Source organism: Paraburkholderia sp. (genome assembly GCF_047605525.1).
Classification (GTDB): Bacteria; Pseudomonadota; Gammaproteobacteria; order Burkholderiales; family Burkholderiaceae; genus Paraburkholderia.
Genome location: NZ_JASGFN010000026.1, coordinates 35,328 through 55,054, shown reverse-complemented (window position 1 = coordinate 55,054; position 19,727 = coordinate 35,328). Strand labels below are relative to the sequence as shown.

17 protein-coding genes and 1 tRNA gene are annotated in these 19,727 nt (G+C 64.2%); 8 read left to right on the top strand and 10 right to left on the bottom strand.

Translation table 11 applies throughout. From position 1 onward, the window contains the following. Positions 1-3 precede the first annotated feature (3 nt). Positions 4-156, top strand: a complete 153-nt coding sequence (locus QM685_RS29690) for a hypothetical protein (protein ID WP_415122151.1) — start codon at positions 4-6, stop codon at positions 154-156. Next, entirely contained in the window at positions 153-686 is a 534-nt protein-coding gene (locus QM685_RS29685) for a hypothetical protein (protein ID WP_415122149.1), read from the top strand. The genes QM685_RS29690 and QM685_RS29685 overlap by 4 nt, the downstream gene beginning before the upstream one ends. Here QM685_RS29685 and QM685_RS29680 read toward each other — a convergent pair. The 4 genes from QM685_RS29680 to QM685_RS29665 all read right to left on the bottom strand — a co-directional run bounded on the left by QM685_RS29680 (position 622) and on the right by QM685_RS29665 (position 3,533). Continuing rightward, positions 622-1,434 (bottom strand): hypothetical protein, encoded by an 813-nt coding sequence (locus QM685_RS29680; RefSeq protein WP_415122147.1) that lies wholly within the window; start codon positions 1,432-1,434, stop codon positions 622-624. The two genes, QM685_RS29685 and QM685_RS29680, sit on opposite strands and share 65 nt — an antisense overlap. A 239-nt stretch (positions 1,435-1,673) precedes the next feature. After that, complete coding sequence (locus QM685_RS29675) at positions 1,674-2,876, bottom strand: tyrosine-type recombinase/integrase (RefSeq protein ID WP_415122145.1); 1,203 nt, start codon at positions 2,874-2,876, stop codon at positions 1,674-1,676. 168 nt (positions 2,877-3,044) lie between these two features. Further along, positions 3,045-3,119 (bottom strand) — tRNA-Arg (locus QM685_RS29670). Positions 3,120-3,341: 222 nt separating this feature from the next. Next, entirely contained in the window at positions 3,342-3,533 is a 192-nt protein-coding gene (locus QM685_RS29665; protein WP_415122143.1) for a rubredoxin, read from the bottom strand. A gap of 301 nt (positions 3,534-3,834) precedes the next feature. Here QM685_RS29665 and QM685_RS29660 point away from each other — a divergent pair, with 301 nt between their 5' ends. The 5 genes from QM685_RS29660 to QM685_RS29640 all read left to right on the top strand — a co-directional run bounded on the left by QM685_RS29660 (position 3,835) and on the right by QM685_RS29640 (position 11,907). Next, the gene (locus QM685_RS29660; protein ID WP_415122141.1) at positions 3,835-4,236 is read left to right on the top strand and encodes a DUF4399 domain-containing protein; all 402 of its coding nucleotides are present in this window, start codon (positions 3,835-3,837) and stop codon (positions 4,234-4,236) included. Positions 4,237-4,422: 186 nt separating this feature from the next. Further along, positions 4,423-6,357, top strand: a complete 1,935-nt coding sequence (locus tag QM685_RS29655) for an ATP-binding cassette domain-containing protein (protein ID WP_415122307.1) — start codon at positions 4,423-4,425, stop codon at positions 6,355-6,357. Positions 6,358-6,782: 425 nt separating this feature from the next. After that, the gene (locus QM685_RS29650) at positions 6,783-8,768 is read left to right on the top strand and encodes a DNA topoisomerase IV subunit B (protein ID WP_415122139.1); all 1,986 of its coding nucleotides are present in this window, start codon (positions 6,783-6,785) and stop codon (positions 8,766-8,768) included. 66 nt (positions 8,769-8,834) lie between these two features. Then, complete coding sequence (gene parC, locus QM685_RS29645; protein WP_415122137.1) at positions 8,835-11,159, top strand: DNA topoisomerase IV subunit A; 2,325 nt, start codon at positions 8,835-8,837, stop codon at positions 11,157-11,159. Positions 11,160-11,448: 289 nt separating this feature from the next. Next, positions 11,449-11,907, top strand: a complete 459-nt coding sequence (locus QM685_RS29640) for a CopD family protein (protein WP_415122135.1) — start codon at positions 11,449-11,451, stop codon at positions 11,905-11,907. Positions 11,908-11,956: 49 nt separating this feature from the next. Here the strand turns inward: QM685_RS29640 and QM685_RS29635 are convergent, their stop codons facing one another. Both QM685_RS29635 and QM685_RS29630 read right to left on the bottom strand, forming a co-directional pair. Then, a complete protein-coding gene (locus tag QM685_RS29635) occupies positions 11,957-13,168 on the bottom strand; it encodes a chromate transporter (RefSeq protein ID WP_415122305.1) in 1,212 nt (403 codons plus the stop codon). A gap of 42 nt (positions 13,169-13,210) precedes the next feature. Continuing rightward, complete coding sequence (locus QM685_RS29630) at positions 13,211-15,574, bottom strand: EAL domain-containing protein (protein WP_415122133.1); 2,364 nt, start codon at positions 15,572-15,574, stop codon at positions 13,211-13,213. Positions 15,575-15,778: 204 nt separating this feature from the next. Here QM685_RS29630 and QM685_RS29625 point away from each other — a divergent pair, with 204 nt between their 5' ends. Continuing rightward, complete coding sequence (locus QM685_RS29625) at positions 15,779-15,970, top strand: hypothetical protein (protein WP_415122131.1); 192 nt, start codon at positions 15,779-15,781, stop codon at positions 15,968-15,970. 115 nt (positions 15,971-16,085) lie between these two features. On the opposite strand, the gene QM685_RS29620 is transcribed toward QM685_RS29625, so the two are convergent. From QM685_RS29620 to QM685_RS29605, 4 genes are all read right to left on the bottom strand, one after another. Continuing rightward, positions 16,086-16,985: a PhzF family phenazine biosynthesis protein gene (locus QM685_RS29620; RefSeq protein ID WP_415122303.1), complete on the bottom strand. Its 900-nt coding sequence runs from the start codon at positions 16,983-16,985 to the stop codon at positions 16,086-16,088. Positions 16,986-17,177: 192 nt separating this feature from the next. Next, positions 17,178-17,642, bottom strand: coding sequence for a RidA family protein (locus QM685_RS29615; RefSeq protein WP_415122129.1), 465 nt, complete (start codon positions 17,640-17,642; stop codon positions 17,178-17,180). A gap of 51 nt (positions 17,643-17,693) precedes the next feature. Further along, the gene (locus QM685_RS29610) at positions 17,694-18,890 is read right to left on the bottom strand and encodes a PLP-dependent aminotransferase family protein (RefSeq protein WP_415122127.1); all 1,197 of its coding nucleotides are present in this window, start codon (positions 18,888-18,890) and stop codon (positions 17,694-17,696) included. A 96-nt stretch (positions 18,891-18,986) separates the two neighbouring features. Further along, the gene (locus QM685_RS29605) at positions 18,987-19,685 is read right to left on the bottom strand and encodes a VOC family protein (RefSeq protein ID WP_415122125.1); all 699 of its coding nucleotides are present in this window, start codon (positions 19,683-19,685) and stop codon (positions 18,987-18,989) included. Positions 19,686-19,727 lie beyond the last annotated feature (42 nt).

The following is a 19,727-nucleotide window of genomic DNA, read 5'->3' as shown; positions in this document are numbered from 1 at the left end:
GTCATGCCGATGAAATCGAAAGCGCAGAACCGTGCGATGCACGCAGCAGCCGAAGGGCGCTCGAAACTGGGCATCCCGAAAAAGGTCGGCAAGGAATTCGTCAACGCGCAACACGGTAAGCCTGTGAAGCGCCTGCCGGAGCGCAAGCGGAAATGAAACGCTCCTTTCGAGCCGGCCTGATCTCCGAGCAGTCCATCAAGGATGCGCTCACGCAGACGAAGGGAGACATCTTCCTTTCCGCCTGCGGGCTTGACTGCACCGCTCAGGAACTCGACCGATATATCCGCGCATCCTTGGAACTTCAACAGTTTGCCGCGGCGATCGAAAAGGTCAAGGTCGACCCGTCGTATTCACGCATGAGCGTTGAACAGTTCGAGACCCAACTCGCGGACCTGACGCGCGCATATCGTGTTGTCGGCCTGGAAGAGTTACACGGTCTTGCCACGATGGATCACAAGGATAGCGCGGCGATGGCGAAGGTCAAGCTACAGGCAGCTATCTCGCTGCGTGGCGGCGCGCCAGTAGCTGCAAGCGATCGTGAGATCGAACATGCGTTGTCGGAATTGAATCAGCTTTATCATCAGAACGCGCCGCGTATAAAACAGGTCCGGCAGACCACAATCACGTTTGAAGATGGTCGGGAAGTGATTCAACCAGTAATTGAACTTCGGCCAGATCCGCAATAGCTCGAGATCGTTTCCTCTCAAGAACAGCCCAATCGGGCTCCTTATCCGGGTATTGCTGATACTTTTCGAGGACAATATGGCCAAGCCGTGCCATTTCCTTGATTGCAGATCGATGTCCAGCCGTGCGCACATCCTTTTTGCCGGCAATGCGACCACCATCAACCCATTCCCATGCATCTAAGAATCCCGCGAATTCAGGAGCAAGTCGCGGCTTGATCTGCCATTCTTCGACAGGTTTCAGGCTTTTACGCATATACATGACCTGCTGTCTCGGGATTCCCGAGATATCTGCAAGTTCAATATCGGTAAGCCGCGCACCGCGACAGATATTCCATAGTTTTTGCAGAGTTTCTGGTGGCGGCGTGCGCAGATCGATGCATTCCCGGTGAATCGCCCAGGTATGTGGCACGGGCAGCACGGTATATTCGGCCGTATTGATCGCGGACTGCACGATGCGTTTCATGGTCAGCGGGCATTCGACGAAGACGAGCACGTCAGCCGTGCCGGCCCTGTCGGAAAATGTGTAGCGATCGAGCAGCACGCCCCCGCTTTCGCGCCAGCGTTTCAGTTGAGCGTCTGTCGACTTGTCCCACGAGGCCCACTGATAGACCGGCAGGTCGGCGATCTTCCCGCTACGGAAAAAGACCGGCTTGATCGTCGTGTAGCCGCGATTCACAAGCACGTGCGTGAAATCCGCATACGCTTTGCGGATGGAGGCGGCGATGTCGTGTGTGACGTAGAGCTTCATCAGGGACCGGAAGCCGGGCACGCCGCAGCGGTCGGGCCGGTCGTTTCGCAGGGGCGCAACTGTGGGCCGATGGAAGGCACAAATTTCGGTGCGGGCGGGGTGTCGGAACTGCCGCCACAGGCGGAGAGGACTACTAAAGTAAGGAGAGTTGCGATCGTTTTCATGGTCGTCCTGTCTACGTCGGTCGGGGACCAGTTGGTAGATCGCGGACTGGTCGATTTGCCTCAATTGCGGAAGGCTTACGCTGCAGCAGCGATCAGATAATCGGCCCAATGCTGCATCATTTTCCTGCGCTCCGGCAGGTACTCGGCGTGGACGTATGCCGCCGTCACCTGATTGCGCTCGGCGTGTGCGAGCTGCCGATCTACCACATCGCGGCTATAGCCGAGCTCGCGCAACACGGTCGCAGCCAAACCGCGGAAGCCGTGACCGGTCATGCGCGACTTGTAGCCCATGCGATAAAGGGCAAACAGCATGGTGTTATTCGAGATCGGGCCTCGGCTTCGTCCCTGCACGCTGTGGAACACATACTTCTCGGCGCCGTTCAGTTTTTTGAGTTCGCTCAGGACGTCCAGAGCCTGTTTAGATAGCGGCACGATGTGCGGGTCGCGCATCTTCATGCGCTCGGCAGGGATTCTCCACTCCGACGCCTTCTCATCGATCTCGGTCCATTCGGCCTTGATCAACTCGGTGGTCCGCACGAACGTGAACGCCATGAACTGAAGCGCCAGCCGGGTCACAATGTCGCCCTGATAGCCGGCGATGTCCTTCATGAGCTGCGGAATCTCCACCGGCTTGACGCGTGCCATATGCTTTACGCCCGAGCTTTTTTTCAACACGGTCTCGGGATCGATGTCAGCCGCGGGGTTGCGCGAGCACCGGCCGGTCATGATCCCGTACTGGAACACCGCGCGCGACCGCTGCAGGATGCGCTTGGCGGTCTCTCGGACGCCGCGAGCCTCGACTGCCCGCAGGATCTCCAGCATGTGCGGCGCTTCGATGTCCTTGATCGGCTTCGTTCCGAGCTTCGGGAACACGTCGACCTCGAGTGAGCCGATCACCTTGCCCGCGTAGACCTCGGTCCAGCCCCCTTTCTGTGACTCGAACCACTCGCGCGCCACCGCTTCGAAGGTGGACACGGCTTCCAGCGCTCGCGCGCGCCTCACTTCCTTTTTCTTCTCGGACGGATCAGTACCCTCGGTCAATAGTTGCCGGGCGGCCAAGCATGCCTTTCTGGCGTCAGCGAGGCTGACTTCAGGGTAGACGCCGAACGAGGCGAGCTTCTCCTTCCCGTCAAACCGGTACTTCATCCGCCAGTAGCGCGAGCCGTTCGGCATCACCTGAAGGTAAAGTCCCTTACCATCAGCAAGGCGGTAAGGCTGTTCGGTTGGCTTGGCTTTGCGGACCTGGAGCTCCGTCAGCGGTGCAATTTGCTTGGGCATGACTTTGGGGGTATCGACTTTGGGGGTATTCGGCGATAACCCCACCGATACCCCCAAAGAATCTGGTTTGTATTGGGCAAACGTGGGCAATGATGGCAGCAAAAAGCCCCGCAGCGCAAGGCATACGGGGCTTTTCTGGGCAATCTTGGGTGACGCTGGGAAGCTATCTGGTCCCCCTGGCAGGAATCGAACCTGCATCTAGCGCTTAGGAGGCACTTGTTCTATCCATTGAACTACAGGGAGAGGACCAAACCGGACAAATCCACGAAGACTCGTCGAGCCCGGATTCGCCAGCGAGCGCAGAGTATATCAAACCCGCCACGGCAAAAGGAGGGCGGCGCGCCTATCCCCACAAAAGCAAACGGCCCGGCAAACATCGCCTGCCGGGCCGTACGACCAACCTAGTCACCTCGCGACGTGCGCCAAACCGCGCCCGTTCCGTCAAGTCATCTCAGCAAAACCGCCTCAAAACTCCACCACCGCGAACTCCGCCTTGCCCACGTCGCACAGCGGGCAGCGCCAGTCTTCCGGGATGTCGGCGAAGCGCGTGCCCGCCGCGATGCCTTCGTCGGGCAGGCCTTCTTCCTCGTTGTAGATCCAGCCGCAAATCAGGCAGACCCAGCTCTTGTATTCAGTCACTTCGATTACTTCACTCACGACACTCTCTCTTCAATCCAACGGCCGGCTTGGTCCGCCCCTTTTTGGGGCAGCGCGGCGACCCGCAATATTACCGGAATTCGTCAACTCGGCGCCGGACGACCGATGCGTCGTCGCCGCAACGCGTCCGGGACGTCGCCGGGCCCACTGGGCGGTATCGTCACACACAGCGTGTATGCTTGATCCGCAGCTATTTAGTTAGACTGGTGCGCCGCGCGCTTCGCAGACCGTGCGACATCGGCCTCAGGCGAGCGCGCCAGCGGCATCGCGTGCCCGATTTTGTTCCTGAAAGGAGAAAACGATGTTTAAAAGCAAGTGGTTGGCGGGAGTGGCGGCGGCGGGACTCATTGCCGTATCCGGCGTGGCGCAGGCCGCGGACGTGTACTTCGTGCAACCGGCCGACGGCGCCACCGTCAGCAATCCGGTGCATGTCGTGTTCGGCCTCGACGGCATGAAGATCGCGCCCGCCGGCACGATGACGGAGGGCACCGGGCATCATCATCTGCTGATCGACGGCAAGCCGCTGCCGAAGGGCGAGGTGATCCCCGCGACCGACAAATCGCTGCACTTCGGCAAGGGCCAGACCGAAACCGATCTGACGCTGCCGCCGGGCGACCACACGCTGACGCTGCAATTCGGCGACGGCGCGCATCGGTCGTATGGGCCGGAAATGAGCAAGACGATCACGGTTCACGTGAAGTGAAATAAGCCGTTCTGACGCGCCGGGCGGACGCACACGTCGTCCGCTCGCACCGGCTGCGTCACGCGTGCTTTCTGGGCGCAGCACTCACGCAGTCCATACCCGGTCCGTAACCGGTTCATCCCCGCCGTCGTCGCCCCGCCCGGTACAATGAGCGGTTCCGACTCATCGCTGTCTTCTCCCATTCCCATGTCGCTTTACACCATTACCGGCGCCCAACTGGCGTTCGGTCACGTCGCGTTGCTCGACCACGCGGATTTCTCGCTCGAAGCGGGCGAGCGCGTCGGGCTGATCGGCCGCAACGGCGCGGGTAAGTCGTCGCTGCTGAAGATCGTCGCCGATCTCGCCAGGCCCGACGACGGCCTCGTCACCCGGCAGCAGAATCTGAGCACCGTCTACGTGCCGCAGGAGCCCGAGTTCGATGCCGACGACACCGTGTTCGACGCGGTCGCCGCCGGTCTCACCGAGGCGCGCGCGCTGCTCGACGAATACGACGCGGTCGCGCATCAGCTCGCCGACACGCCCGAAGGCGCGGAGCACGACGCGCTGCTCGCGCGCATGAACACGCTGCAATCGTCGCTGGATGCCGCCGACGCGTGGAACTGGAGCACGCGCGTCGCCACCACGCTGCAGCAGATCGGCCTGAACGGCGAGGTGCGCATCGGCTCGCTGTCGGGCGGCATGCAAAAGCGCGCCGCGCTTGCGCGCGCGCTCGTCGTGCAGCCGGACGTGCTGCTGCTCGACGAGCCGACCAACCATCTCGACTTCGACGGCATCCGCTGGCTCGAAGAGCTGCTGGTGTCGCTGCGCGCGGGGCTGCTGTTCATCACGCACGATCGCGCGTTTCTCGACCGCGTCGCGACGCGCATCGTCGAACTCGATCGCGGGCGGCTGCTGTCGTATCCGGGCAATTTCTCCGCGTATCAGACGCGCAAGGCGCAGCAACTCGAAGTCGAGCGCATCGAAAACGAGAAGTTCGACAAGTTGCTCGCGCAGGAAGAAGTGTGGATCAGGAAGGGCGTCGAGGCGCGCCGCACGCGCAGCGTCGGCCGCATCGCGCGGCTCGTGCAGATGCGCAACGAGCGCGCCGAGCGCCGCAACGTGCAGGGCAACGTGAAGCTCGACGTCGGCCAGGGCGAGAAGTCCGGCAAGATCGTCGCGGAACTGACCGACGTGACGAAGCGCTACGGCTCGCGCACGGTGGTCGACCGCTTCACGACGACCGTGATGCGCGGCGACAAGATCGGCTTCATCGGTCCGAACGGCGCGGGCAAGACCACGCTGCTGAAGCTGATCCTCGGCGAACTCGCGCCGGACGAGGGCAACGTGCGGATCGGCACGAATCTGCAGGTCGCCTATTTCGACCAGATGCGCGCGCAGCTCGATCTGGAAAAGAGCCTCGCCGACACGATCAGCCCCGGCAGCGAGTGGGTCGAAATCAACGGCCAGAAGAAGCACGTGATGAGCTATCTCGGCGACTTCCTGTTCTCGCCGGAGCGCGCGCGTTCGCCGGTCAAGTCGTTGTCGGGCGGCGAGCGCAACCGGCTGCTGCTCGCGCGGCTGTTCGCGCGCCCGGCCAACGTGCTGGTGCTCGACGAACCGACCAACGACCTCGACATTCCGACGCTCGAACTGCTCGAAGAACTGCTGATCGACTACGACGGCACGGTGCTGCTCGTCAGCCACGATCGCGCGTTTCTCGATAACGTCGTGACCTCGGTGATCGCATCGGAAGGCGACGGCAAGTGGCGCGAATACGTCGGCGGCTTCACGGACTGGCAGACGCAGCGCGACCGCTCGGAGCAACTGGCGCTTGAAGCGCAGAAAGGGGCGAGCAAGGAAGCGCCGAAAGAAACGGCTCCGAAGGAAAGTGCCGCGGGCCGCAATACGCAGCGCACGGCGAAGCTGTCGTTCAAGGAGCAGCGCGAGCTCGAGGCGCTGCCGCAGAAGATTGCCGGGCTCGAAGCCGAGCAGAAAGCGATCGGCGCGCAGCTCGAAGAAGGTTCGGTGTTCGCCAGGGATGCGCGCGAGGGCGCGCGTTTGACCGAACGCTACGCCGAGATCGACGAGGAGCTGATGGTCGCGCTGGAGCGCTGGGACGAGTTGGAAAACCGCGGCAAGTAAGTAAGCCGCAGCACAGCGGTACGGTAGCGGCACGGCATCGGCGAACATCGGCACAACATGGCGCGGTTTGCGCGACGGCACAAAGAGAAACATAAACGGGCAAACAGCAGGCGCCCGCCGCCCGCCGTGCGCCCGCCGCCCGCCGCGCCTTGTCCGGACGGCCAATTCCGCGCGCCGTCAATTGCCGCCGTGATTGAAATCAGTACAATACCCCGCGAACAAGGCTTCCCCCGGCGGATTCTCCGGCCTTGTCCGGCCATCGGGCGCGCCAGTGGGAAGCCGCGCGACAAAACAGCTTGCCCGCATCGCGGGCACCCCGCCTAACCCCGTTGTTTCGTTTCGCTTTTTTTGAAAACTCAACGCATTGTCCACGGCCCTGTCCACAGGACCTGTGGACAACGATGAACCGACGCACCGAGTCAATCATGTCTACGAAAAAGCCGAACGCCGCGTATAGCGAAGCGTCGATTAAGGTGTTGAAGGGTCTGGAGCCGGTCAAGCAACGGCCCGGCATGTACACCCGCACCGAGAATCCGCTGCACATCATTCAGGAAGTCATCGACAACGCGTCGGACGAAGCCCTCGGCGGCTACGGACGGCAAATCACGGTCACACTGCACACGGACCATTCGGTGTCGGTCGAGGACGACGGCCGCGGCATTCCGTTCGGCCTGCACCCCGAAGAGGGCGTGCCGGTGGTCGAGATCGTTTTCACGCGCCTGCACGCGGGCGGCAAGTTCGACAAGGCCGCCGGTGGCGCCTACACGTTCTCGGGCGGCCTGCACGGCGTCGGCGTGTCGGTCACGAACGCGCTGTCCACGCGGCTCGACGTCACCGTGTGGCGCGACGGCAAAGTCGCCGAACTGAGCTTCGCCCACGGCGCCGTCGCGAAACCGCTCGCCGTGCGCGCCGCCGCGAAGGGCGACAAGAAATCCGGCACGCGCGTGACCGCATGGGCCGATCCGAAATACTTCGATTCCCCGAACCTGCCGCTCGGCGAGCTGCAGCGCCTGCTGCGCTCGAAAGCGGTGCTGCTGCCGGGCGTCGAAGTCACGCTGGTCAACGAGAAAACCGGCGAGCAGCAAAGCTGGAAATACGAGGACGGCCTGCGCGGCTATCTGCTCGAAGGGATGAACGGCAGCGACCTGCTGATTCCGCTGTTCGAGGGCGAGCGCTACGCGGAAAGCTCGCGTTCGAGCGAGGAGACGTTCGCCGAGGGCGAGGGCGCCGCATGGGTCGTCGCGTGGAGCGAGGAAGGTCCGCTCACGCGCGAGTCGTACGTGAACCTGATTCCGACGCCCGCGGGCGGCACGCACGAATCGGGTCTGCGCGACGGGCTCTATCAGGCGGTCAAGAACTTCGTCGAGCTGCACAACCTGCAGCCGAAGGGCGTCAAGCTGCTCGCCGAGGACGTGTTCGCGCGCGTGTCGTTCGTGCTGTCGGCGAAGGTGCTCGATCCGCAGTTCCAGGGGCAGATCAAGGAGCGCCTGAATAGCCGCGATGCGGTGAAGCTGGTGTCGTCGTTCGCGCGGCCGGCGCTCGAACTGTGGCTCAACCAGCACGTCGAGCACGGCAAGAAGCTCGCCGATCTCGTCATCAAGCAGGCGCAGGCGCGCACGCGCGCCGGGCAGAAGGTCGAAAAGCGCAAGAGTTCGGGCGTCGCCGTGCTGCCGGGCAAGCTGACCGATTGCGAATCGACGGAAATCGGCCGCAACGAGCTGTTCCTCGTCGAGGGCGACTCGGCGGGCGGCTCCGCGAAGATGGGCCGCGACAAGGAATATCAGGCGATCCTGCCGCTGCGCGGCAAGGTGCTGAACACGTGGGAAACCGAGCGCGACCGTCTGTTCGCGAACAACGAGGTGCACGACATCTCGGTGGCGATCGGCGTCGATCCGCACAATCCGGACGACAAGGTCGATCTGTCGAATCTGCGCTACGGCAAGATCTGCATCCTGTCGGACGCGGACGTCGACGGCTCGCACATCCAGGTGCTGCTGCTCACGCTGTTCTTCAAGCATTTCCCGCAGCTGATCGAGCGCGGCCACGTATGCGTCGCGCGGCCGCCACTGTTTCGCGTCGACGCGCCCGCGCGCGGCAAGAAGCCGGCGCAGAAGCTCTACGCGCTCGACGAAGGCGAACTCGAAGCGATTCTCGACAAGCTGCGCAAGGACGGCGTGCGCGAAAACCAGTGGTCGATCAGCCGCTTCAAGGGTCTCGGCGAAATGAGCGCGGAGCAATTGTGGGATACGACGATGAATCCCGACACGCGCCGCCTGCAACCGGTCGCGCTCGGCGAACTCGACTATGACGCGACCGTCGCGCGCATGACGATGCTGATGGGCAAGGGCGAAGCGGCGTCGCGCCGCACCTGGCTCGAAGAGAAGGGCAACGAAGTGGAAGCGGATATCTGAGCGCGTCGCGCGTCAGCTTTACCGCCGCATACGCAACTTCAAGCGAAACACGGACACGGAATCTAGATGGACGACGATAACACTCTCGACCTTTTCAACGAGCCGCCGCCTCCAGAGGGCGACTATCTGACGCTCGGCAACTACGCGGAGCGCGCGTATCTCGAGTACGCGGTCAGCGTGGTCAAGGGCCGCGCGCTGCCGGACGTGTGCGACGGCCAGAAGCCGGTACAGCGCCGCATCCTGTTCGCGATGAACGAGATGGGCCTCGGCGACAATGCGAAGCCGGTCAAGTCGGCGCGCGTGGTCGGCGACGTGCTCGGCAAGTATCACCCGCACGGCGACCAGTCCGCGTACGACGCGCTGGTGCGTCTCGCGCAGGACTTCTCGATGCGCTATCCGCTGATCGACGGCCAGGGCAACTTCGGCTCGCGCGACGGCGACGGCGCGGCGGCGATGCGCTACACCGAAGCGCGGCTGACGCCGATCGCGAAGCTGTTGCTCAGCGAAATCGACCAGGGCACGGTCGATTTCATGCCGAACTACGACGGCTCGTTCGAGGAGCCGAAGGTGCTGCCGGCGCGCTTGCCGTTCGTGCTGTTGAACGGCGCGTCGGGCATCGCGGTCGGTCTCGCGACGGAAATTCCGTCACATAACCTGCGCGAAGTCGCGGGCGCGGCGGTCGCGCTGATCCGCAATCCGAAGCTGTCGCATGCGGAACTGATGCAGCATGTGCCGGGACCGGACTTCCCGGGCGGCGGCCAGATCATTTCGAGCGAGTCGGAAATCGCCGCCGCGTACGAAACCGGCCGCGGCAGTCTCAAAGTGCGCGCGCGCTGGAAGATCGAAGACCTCGCGCGCGGCCAGTGGCAACTGGTCATCACCGAGCTGCCGCCGAACACGGCCGCGCAGAAGGTGCTCGAGGAAATCGAGGAACAGACCAACCCGAAGATCAAGCTCGGCAAGAAGGCGCTTACGCCCGAGCAGTTGCAGACCAAGCAGACGCTGCTCGCGCTCGTCGACGCGGTGCGCGACGAATCCGGCAAGGATGCGCCGGTGCGTCTGGTGTTCGAGCCGAAGTCGAGCCGCATCGATCAGACCGAGTTCGTCAATACGCTGCTCGCGCATACGAGCCTCGAATCGAACGCGCCGCTGAACATGGTGATGGTCGGCGGCGACGGCCGGCCGCGTCAGAAGGGCTTGAGCGAAATCCTGCACGAGTGGATCGCGTTCCGTTTCGCGACGGTCACGCGGCGCACGCGGCATCGGCTGTCGAAGGTCGACGACCGGATCCATATTCTCGAAGGCCGGATGATCGTCTTCCTGAATATCGACGAAGTCATCCGCATCATCCGCGAATCGGACGAGCCGAAGGTCGCGCTGATGGCCGCGTTCGGGCTGTCCGACCGCCAGGCCGAAGACATCCTCGAAATCCGGCTGCGTCAGTTGGCGCGGCTCGAGAAGATCAAGATCGAGAAGGAACTGGCCGAGCTGCGCGACGAGAAGGCGAAGCTCGAAGAACTGCTCGGCAGCGAATCGGCGATGAAGCGTCACCTCATCAAGGAAATCGAAGCCGACGCGAAACAGTACGGCGACGAGCGCCGCACGCTGATCCAGCAGGAAAAGCGCGCGACGTTCGAAGCGCGCGTGGTCGACGAACCGGTCACGGTCGTGGTATCGCAGAAGGGCTGGGTGCGCGCGCTGAAGGGCCACGGGCTCGAGACGGCCGGCTTCAGCTTCAAGGCCGGCGACGGGCTGTACGCGGCGTTCCAGTGCCGCACGCCGGACACGCTGATCGCGTGGGGCAGCAATGGCCGTGTCTACTCGGTCGCGGTTGCGATGCTGCCGGGCGGACGAGGCGACGGCGTGCCGGTCACGTCGCTGATCGAGCTCGAATCGGGCAGCCATCTGATGCATTACTACGCGGCGTCGGCGGAACAGGCGCTGCTGCTCGCGTCGAGCAACGGCTTCGGCTTTATCGCGAAGGTCGGCGACATGGTGAGCCGCGTGAAGGCCGGCAAGTCGTTCATGACGATCGACGCGGGCGCCGCGCCGCTCGCGCCGATGCCGATGCTGCCGGACGCGACGCAGGTTGCGTGTCTGTCGTCGGGCGGGCGTCTGCTCGTGTTCGGTCTCGACGAGATGAAGACGCTGTCGGGCGGCGGACGCGGCGTCACGCTGATGGCGCTCGACGACAACGAGACGCTCGTGCAGGCACTCGCGATCAACGCCGCCGGCGTGATGCTGATCGGCACGCGTCGCGGTGGCCGTGTCGATGAAGAGAAGCTGAGCGGCGCCGCGCTCGCGCCGCATGTCGGCAAGCGCGCGCGCAAGGGACGCTCGCCCGAGAGCAAGCTGAAGCTCGACAGCATGCGTCCGGTGCTGCCCGTTTAACAAAGTTTGACACTGATAAACGGCGTGCACCTGCTAGCATGCGGGGCGTTCGCCGTTTATCGCAAAAAAGCTGTTGCAAGTTGTCTGTCGCACGAAGTCTGTAGAAAGCAAACGGAGAGCGGTGGCGTCGCGGTGGCAGGGTTGCCGCGATAACAACGACAAAATACGACGCAACAACCATGGGCATCCGGAACTGCATACAGCACGCATGGTCGAACGCGCTCAGTAGCCGCCGCTGCCCGGATCAACCGTGCGAAGCGGCATGGCGTCGTCGGGAGAGGAAAACTACATGAACAAGGCTATCGAGGTCGCGCTGTTTCTGCATCTGCTGGGGGTGGCGGTGTGGGTCGGCGGGATGGTATTCGCGCATTTCTGCCTGCGTCCGGCGCTTGGCGATCTCTCGCCGCAATTGCGTCTGCCGCTGTGGGAGTCGGTGTTCGGCCGCTTCTTCAACTGGGTCGGCGCCTCGGTACTCGTGATCCTGATCAGCGGCGGGTTCCTGTTGATGCAATTCGGCGGCGGCCACGCGAGCTGGCCTCTGCATGCGATGGCCGGCCTCGGCATCGTGATGATGCTGATCTTCGGCCACATCCGCTTCGCGGTGTTTCCCCGCATCCGCCGTGCGGTGCAGGCGCAGAAGTGGCCCGATGGCGCGCGGGCGGTCGGCACGATCCGGCGCCTCGTGATGATCAATATCGTGCTGGGCGTCGTGACGATCGGCGTCGCGGTGCTGTCGCGCGGGTTCTGACTCGGCTCAAGGCGTCGAGGGCTTCGAGGGCGCGGTATGACCCGCGGCGTCACGCCGATGCGCCATGCGCAAAAAGCCACAAGCCGCACACCGCGGCCACCGTCCCATACACCACATACACCGGCACCTTCAGCTTCGCGAAGCACGTCCCCGAGAACAGCGCGGTCAGCAGATAGACCGGCTTTAGCGGGACATGCGCGGCAATGCGCAGCACCGCGACCGCGAGAAACGCGGTCGTGACCGCGCGCAGAATTCGCATGCCGTGCTCGAAGCGCGGGTTCGCCTTCAACTGACGCAGATGCCGCTGCGCGAGCACGACGAGGCATCCCGACGGCACGAACAGCGCCAGTGTCGCAATCAGCGCGCCGGCCCAGCCGTCCACCAGGTAGCCGAAGAACGGCACCACATTCAATAGCGGTCCAGGCGACAGCGGCGACAGCGAAAACGCGAGCGTGAAGTCGTTGTCCGATACGCCGATCGCCGGCGTCACGAACAAGGTCTTCAATACCGGCAACGCGGAGAAGCCGCCGCCGAACAGCGTCATCCCCGCGCCCGCGAGGCGCGGCCACAGCAGCGCGAGCTCATAGCGCGGCGGCAGCGGCAGCGCGAACAGCACGAGCAGCACGCCGAGCGCGGCCAGCAGCCGATAGTCGCCGCGTTCGAGCGACACGGTGAGGCGCGTGTCGCGCTCCGGGCTCGCGAACCAGCCGGCGCCGAAGGCCGCGCCGAGCATCACCACATACGCGGCGGCGCTGTGCGCATAGAAGAGCGCGATGCAGCCGAGCACCGCCGCGCTCCATTCGAGCTTGCCGCGCACGAGCGCGCGCGTCTGCTTGTACCAGGTGACCGCGATCAGCGTCGCGAGCACGACGCTGAAGTGATGCAGCAACGTTTGCGACGCGACTGCGTGCACGAGCGGCGTGCGGTAAAAGATCGCGAACAGTGTCATCAGCATGAAGAAGGGCAGCACGCTCGCGACGCCCGCGACCCACGCGCCGGCGCGTCCGCGCAACACGTGGCCGAGTTGCACGGCGACGTTGCAGCCGACCGGCCCCGGCACCATCCATGCCAATGCGATCAGATCCGAGAACGCGACTCGCGAGAGGCGTCCTTCGCGTTCGACGTAGTGATGCTCGAGCTGCGCCATCAGCGCGAGGCCACCCCACGACAGCGCCGACAGGCCGAGCACGACCCGGAACAGTGTCCATAACGGTTCCCGTTGCCCATGTCCGGCCGCATCCTCGCTGGTGATGGTCTGCATGGCGCCGTGGGCACCCGGTACGCGGGCGCTCATCCCTGGTTCCTAGTTGTTAGTGCTGGACATGCTGCTCGTGCTGTCGCTTTCCTGCGCGGCGCGGCGTCCGCCGGCGTTGCTCACGCCGCATACCCCGAAGCGTTCGAGCAGTGCCGGGATCGCCTCGACCGGCACCGGACGCGAAAACAGGAAGCCCTGTGCCTCGATATGGCCGAGCGCGGCCAGCCACGCAATCTGTTCCTCGGTTTCCGTGCCTTCGACCACCACCGTGAGCCCGAGCGAGCGCGCGAGGTTGACGATCGCGGTGACCATCACGCAGACGCTGCGGTCGCCCGGAATCGCCTGGACGAACGAGCGGTCTACCTTCAGCGTATCCACGGAGAAGCGGTTCAGATACGAGAGCGACGAATAGCCGGTGCCGAAATCGTCGAGTGCGATACGCACGCCGAGACGCTTCAACGCGAAGATCTTTTCGGAGACGAGTTCGGGATATTCCATCATCGTCGTCTCGGTGATCTCGAGTTCGAGGCGGCGCGCCGAGATGCCGGTTTCCTCGATCGCGTGCGAGATCGTTTCGAACAGATCGCCGCGCCAGAACTGCACCGCCGAAATGTTCACCGCGAGCGACAGGGTGTCGTAGCCCTGCTGCTGCCACAGCGCGAGCTGGCGGCACGCGGTTTCGATCACGAAGTCGCCGATCGGCACGATGAGCCCGGTCGATTCCGCGACCGGAATGAATTCGTTGGCCGGAATCAGACCGTGCTGCGGATGGTTCCAGCGCACTAGCGCCTCGAAGCCGGTAATGCAGCGAAGCGTCAGATCGATCTTCGGCTGATACGCGAGGAACAACTGTCCTTCGGCGAGCGCGACGCGCAGTTGCTGCTCCCACTTCATCAGATGGTCCGCGCGATGCGACAGATGCGGCGAATAGAACTGATAGCAGTTCTTGCCGGCATCTTTCGCGCTGTACATCGCGAGGTCGGCCTTCTTCAGCAGATCGATCTCGCTTTCGTTCGCGACCGAATACAGCGCGATGCCGATGCTCGCATGCAGCACGAACGAGCTGCCGCGCACTTCGAACGGTTTCGAGAAGGCCGCGCTGGCGGCTTCGGCGAGCGTGACCGCGCGCTTCTCGACGTCGTCGCCTTTAATCACGACGACGAACTCGTCGCCGCCGATGCGGGAGAGCGCGCCGCCGTCGCCGACCGCGGCGGCGAGGCGCGAGGCGGTCATCTGCAGCACGATGTCGCCGGCGTTGTGGCCGAGCGTGTCGTTGACGGTCTTGAAGTTGTCGAGATCGATAAAGAGGATCGCGAGGCGGCCGAGATTGAACGGCAGCGAGACGTCGTGGCGCAGCGCCTGCAGCGTCGCATAGCGGTTGCGCAGGCCGGTCAGCAGATCGTATTCGACGAGGTGCGTCATCTCGCGTTCGCGGCCGAGCAGCTTGCCGATCAGCCCGGTCGCGACCGCGAAGAAGCTCAGCATCGCGAGCGAAATGAAGGCCGCCATCAACAGATAGACGTTGCGCGTGTGGTTGTAGTCGGCGAATTCCTCGGCTTGCGAAAGACCGACGAGCACGCCGAGCGGATAGCCGTCGATATGCCGGTACGACACGATGCGCGTGACGTTGTCGATCGAATCGACGTAGGTGCCCGACACGTGCTCCGAGGTCGGATACGTGCCGCTCGCGGTGAACGTGCCGCTTGCCTGGTCGACGTTGCCGGTGCGCCGCGCGAGCACGGTGCCGTTGTCGGAGATCACCGCGATCACGCCTTCGCGGCCGATTGCCGCGTTGTTGTAGAAGTCCGACGTGAAATAGCTCGGGTCTTCGGAGACCACCACGACGCCCGCGAACGAGCCGTCCGGATGATTGAGACGGCGCGTCATCTGCAGGGTCCAGTGACCCGACACGCGGCCGAGCACCGGCTTGCTGATGTAGAGCTGATCGTCGTTCTCGTGCTCGTGGACCTTGAAGTGCTCGCGGTCGGACAGATCGATGTGCTTCGGGTTGAGTTCGGCCGTATTGGCGATCAGCTTGCCGTGTTCGTCGATCAGCGAGACCTGCACGAGCGTTTCGCTTTGCACGACACCTTTTTCGACCGTGCTCGCGAGATCGAAATGATTCGGTGTTTTTTCAAACTCGTATTTGACGAAGCGGGTGATCTGGTCGACCTGGTGAATGGCCTTGATCGTGTGCTGCTCGAGTGCCGCCGAAAGAATGGCGGAGGAGGCCATCGCTTCGCGATAGGTCGCTTCTTTCTCGACCGACAGACGCGCGAAAATCACCGCCCACAGCAGAATCAGCACCAGCACGCCGAGCGCGGGAATGACCAGCAACGCCCGCCGGCGCGTGATCAGCGAGTCGCGGCGCGGCCTCGTTTCGCGCAGGTCGGAGAAACGGGATTGGCTCATCGTGCGGCCCGTTGCTGGAGGCGGGCCGGTTGCAAAAGCACGGGCATCGACTGCGCTGATTTCATGGATCGCTGCATGGTGACCAAGGTGGTGCCGAAGCTGCTGCGCAGGAGGAGAGGGCGTGGCGCCGTGCCTGACCGTCCATAGGTCATCGTATATGTTTCGATATTACTGAATGCCACTGGATTAAGGAAGAGTCCGGGCATGGGGTATACGCTGGCGGGCCGGGTGCCCGGTCGCGTTGAATCCGAGGCCGGCCGGGCTATTTTTATGCGGCAATTTATCGGTGATTTCTTGATTATTTCATCGGGTACGGCGCCTGCTAAAGCGCGGTTTCCAGCAAGGCTCTCGCGATTCGACGAGCATAAACCCCTGAATGCCGACGCAACGCAATAAGGCTTTTTGTGGTTGGATGCGGCAGGACGCGGCGTCGGATTCCAGTGGCCAGAACCACCTCGAACGGTGCGCTCGCCTCGCAACGCATCCTGCCTCACGACGCCCGCCACGCCGGCTACGCGAGCCGACACGTGCCGTCGATGATCGTTACCGTTGGCCCGCCGATCCAGATCTTGCCGCGCGCGTCGTCGTAGTGAACCGACACGTCGCCCGCGCGCCCCAGCACCGTACCCTGACGTACCGTGTAGCGCGCGCCGGGACGCCGTTGCTGGGCGTTCAGCAGACTCGCGAGCGCGGCATTGGCGCTGCCCGTCACCGGGTCTTCGCCGACGCCGAAACCGCCGCCGGCCATCAGGCAGCGGATTTCAAACGTCGCGGGGCCAGCGGCGTCGTGCGGGCCATAGACGGCGAGGCCATGCGTGTCGACCGACTGCACGAGTTCGGCGAGTGCCGCGGCATCGGGTTCGAGTTCGAGACAGGCGCGCGCCGAATCGACACGCACGACGAGCCACGGCGCACCGTTGTCGACCGCGCAGGGCGCCGCGCTGAAATCGATCGCATGACAACGTAACGCCGTAGACAGCGCTTCGTAATGATCCGCGGCCAGCGGCGTGACGCGCGCGGGCGGCGCGGCGAATGCCCATGCGTTATGCGTGCCGTCGGCGCTGTCGAGCGCTTCGAGTTCGACGAGACCGATGCCGCATTGCTGGATCAGCTTGCCGGCCTGCTTCGGCGGGTAGCCGCTTTCGAGCAGCGCATGCGCGGTGCCGAGCGTCGGATGGCCCGCGAACGGCAGTTCGCCGCCCGGCGTGAAGATGCGCACGCGATAGTCGGCGGCCGCATCGTCCGGCTTCAGCAAAAACGTGGTCTCGGAGAGATTGGTCCAGCGCGCAATGGCCTGCATCTGCGCGGTATCGAGTGCATCGGCATCGAATACGACGGCCAGCGGATTGCCTTTGAACGGCGTCGACGTAAACACGTCGACCTGTTTGAAGCGGACGGTGTGAGCGGGCATCGACATGATTGGCGGGACAGACGTGCAAGGCGTTGACGGGCTTCGCGGATTCTATCCGCGTGCGTGCCGGCGATCCACCGTTGTCGTAAGCAGAACGCGCCGCCGGGGTGGGTCCGGGCGGCGCGCTCGATGGATGACGCGGCGTGAATTCCGTGCGAATGACCGGCCCACGCCGGCTCGTTACTGACCGGCTTATTCGACCTCGGCGATCAGCTCGATCTCGACGCACGCGCCGAGCGGGATCTGCGCGACGCCGAACGCCGAGCGCGCATGCTTGCCGCGTTCGCCGAACACGTCGGCGACCAGTTCGGACGCGCCGTTCGTGACCAGATGCTGTTCGGTGAATTCGAGCGTCGAGTTGACGAGGCTCATCAGCTTGACGATGCGCGTGACGCGGTTCAGATCGCCCACGTGCGCATGCAGGGTGGCGAGCAGATCGATCGCGATCGAGCGCGCCGCGGCCTTGCCTTCGTCGGTGCCCATCGTCGCGCCGAGCTTGCCGACCCACACCTTGCCGTCCTTCTTCGCGATGTGGCCCGACAGGTACACCGTGTTGCCGCTTTGCGCGCTCATCACATAGGCCGCTGCCGGCGCGCCTGCCGCCGGCAGTTCGATGCCGAGTTCCTTGAGCTTGTCATACACATTCGATTGAGCCATGTTGAGACCTCGATTCGGTGATAGTGCGTTAGTGCGGGCGGCGCGCGCCGGTCAGATCTTCGCGCGAACCAGTTCGGCGAGACGCGCCACGCCTTCGTCGATTCTAGCCGGTGGCACGGTGACGAACGACAGACGCAGCGTGTTGTGCCGCGCTTCGTTCGCGAAGAACGGACCGCCCGGCACGAACGCGACGTTGCGCGCGACCGCTTCCTCGAGCAGCTTCATGCTGTCGATCCGCGCGGGCAGATCGACCCAGATGAACATGCCGCCTTCCGGACGGTTCCAGCTCACGCCTGCGGGCATGTAGCGCTGGAGCGCGTTCAGCATCGCTTCGCACTGGTTGCGATACAGCTCGCGAATGGTCGGCACGTGCGTGTCGAGGAAACCGTCTTTGACCACTTCGTGCACGATGCGCTGCGTGAAGCTCGGCGTGTGCAGATCGGTGGCCTGCTTGGCCTGCACGAGTTTGAAGATCAGCTCTTCGGGCGCGATGATGTAGCCGACCCGCAGGCCCGGCGCGAGCACCTTCGAGAACGAGCCGAGATGGACGATGTGATCCGGCGCCATCGACAGCATCGTCGGCAGCGGTTCGCCCGCGTAGTCGAGCGCGCCGTACGGATCGTCCTCGATTACCGGGAACGGCGCGGTCTTCGCGAATTCGGCGAGCGCGCGGCGGCGCTCGACCGGCAGGCGGCGGCCGGTCGGATTCTGGAAATTCGGCTGGGCGTACAGCAGGCGCGCGTCCTTCGTCAGTTCGGGCGTCAGGCCTTCGGGAATCAGGCCCTGGTCGTCGGTCGGCACCTGCACGTAGCGCGGCTCGTACATCGAGAACGATTGCAGCGCGCCGAGATAGGTCGGCGTTTCGACCAGCACCGGGCTATCCGGACACACGAGCACCTTGCCGAGCAGATCGAGCGCCTGTTGCGAGCCGGTCGTGATCAGCACCTGCGACGCACGGATCCGAGCGCCGTTGACCGAATAGCGTTGCGCGATCCATTCGCGCAGCGGCGCATAGCCTTCGGTCGCGCTGTACTGCAACGCCGCGGCCGGCGTGTCGCGCAGAATGCGGTCGGCGGCTTCGCGCATGCGCTCGGCCGGGAAGGTGGCCGGCGAGGGCAGGCCGCCGGCGAACGAAATGACCTCGGGCCGTTCCGTGACCTTCAGGATCTCGCGGATCGCCGAGCTCGTGAGCTTGCGTGCGCGTTCGGACAATTGCCACGTCGGGGCTTTCAGGTCGCTTTGGTCCATGATCTCCTCTGCTGGTATTTCTGGAACCGGTCAAAATTTCGATTATCGCGCGAGTCTGCACGGGTTGGCGATGTCGGCGCTCAACTCGCGCGCTGCTTATGCGAGGGTCCGCGGACCCTCGGGTGTTTCAAATTCGGCGACGAGTGCCGCGGCGCCGTCGCCCGGCTGCACGTCGACCAGATGCGCGGCGCCGAGCCAGCGCAGTTGCTCGCCGATCACGTCCGCCCGCGGATGCACGGCCCTCAGCGCCTTCAGCGCGAGGTTCGCCGGCGCCAGCACGGCCGACGGATGGCGCGGCGAGTCCCACTGGATCAGCGACGGCAGCACGCCGTCGCCGGCGCCTTGCCAGGCGGGGAACGATCCGTCGTCGGGCACCGACAGGCCCCACGTGAAATCGCCGCGCGTCATCGCCACTATGGGCGCGATCCGTTGTGGATACTGCGCTTGCCACGTCGCGAGACGCTTCGGCCGCTCGACGCGCGCCACCCAATGCGACAGATACGGGCCGTTTTCGAGCCGCGCGTGGGTGGCCGGGTCGTCGAGCGCGAACAGGCGCGGGCGCGCTGTCTTGCCGTCGGCCGCGGCGGGTGCGAGCGGATCGATCGCGATCACTTCCAGATAGACGCCACCCCACAGCCCCAGCAGGCGGTTGTGGGTGCGCATCAGCGGATGCGCGCCGCCGCCGGCCGGCGCGACGCCGAGCGTGTCGGCGACGTACTGGACGCCTTCCTCGAGGGTGCGGGCGGAAATCACCAGGTGATCGAGACTGAGCGAATGAGCGATCGGAACTGTCATGGCGGATCGGTGGAAACGGTTTCTGCGCGGAAGCCGGTGCGC

Coding starts and splice junctions, on each gene's coding strand:
- QM685_RS29690 (WP_415122151.1), top strand. CDS start 4: ATGCCGATGAAATCGAAAGCGCAGAACCGTGCGATGCACGCAGCAGCC.
- QM685_RS29685 (WP_415122149.1), top strand. CDS start 153: ATGAAACGCTCCTTTCGAGCCGGCCTGATCTCCGAGCAGTCCATCAAG.
- QM685_RS29680 (WP_415122147.1), bottom strand. CDS start 1,434: ATGAAGCTCTACGTCACACACGACATCGCCGCCTCCATCCGCAAAGCG.
- QM685_RS29675 (WP_415122145.1), bottom strand. CDS start 2,876: ATGCCCAAGCAAATTGCACCGCTGACGGAGCTCCAGGTCCGCAAAGCC.
- QM685_RS29660 (WP_415122141.1), top strand. CDS start 3,835: ATGTTTAAAAGCAAGTGGTTGGCGGGAGTGGCGGCGGCGGGACTCATT.
- QM685_RS29655 (WP_415122307.1), top strand. CDS start 4,423: ATGTCGCTTTACACCATTACCGGCGCCCAACTGGCGTTCGGTCACGTC.
- QM685_RS29650 (WP_415122139.1), top strand. CDS start 6,783: ATGTCTACGAAAAAGCCGAACGCCGCGTATAGCGAAGCGTCGATTAAG.
- parC (WP_415122137.1), top strand. CDS start 8,835: ATGGACGACGATAACACTCTCGACCTTTTCAACGAGCCGCCGCCTCCA.
- QM685_RS29640 (WP_415122135.1), top strand. CDS start 11,449: ATGAACAAGGCTATCGAGGTCGCGCTGTTTCTGCATCTGCTGGGGGTG.
- QM685_RS29635 (WP_415122305.1), bottom strand. CDS start 13,168: ATGCAGACCATCACCAGCGAGGATGCGGCCGGACATGGGCAACGGGAA.
- QM685_RS29630 (WP_415122133.1), bottom strand. CDS start 15,574: ATGAGCCAATCCCGTTTCTCCGACCTGCGCGAAACGAGGCCGCGCCGC.
- QM685_RS29625 (WP_415122131.1), top strand. CDS start 15,779: ATGGGGTATACGCTGGCGGGCCGGGTGCCCGGTCGCGTTGAATCCGAG.
- QM685_RS29620 (WP_415122303.1), bottom strand. CDS start 16,985: ATGCCCGCTCACACCGTCCGCTTCAAACAGGTCGACGTGTTTACGTCG.
- QM685_RS29615 (WP_415122129.1), bottom strand. CDS start 17,642: ATGGCTCAATCGAATGTGTATGACAAGCTCAAGGAACTCGGCATCGAA.
- QM685_RS29610 (WP_415122127.1), bottom strand. CDS start 18,890: ATGGACCAAAGCGACCTGAAAGCCCCGACGTGGCAATTGTCCGAACGC.
- QM685_RS29605 (WP_415122125.1), bottom strand. CDS start 19,685: ATGACAGTTCCGATCGCTCATTCGCTCAGTCTCGATCACCTGGTGATT.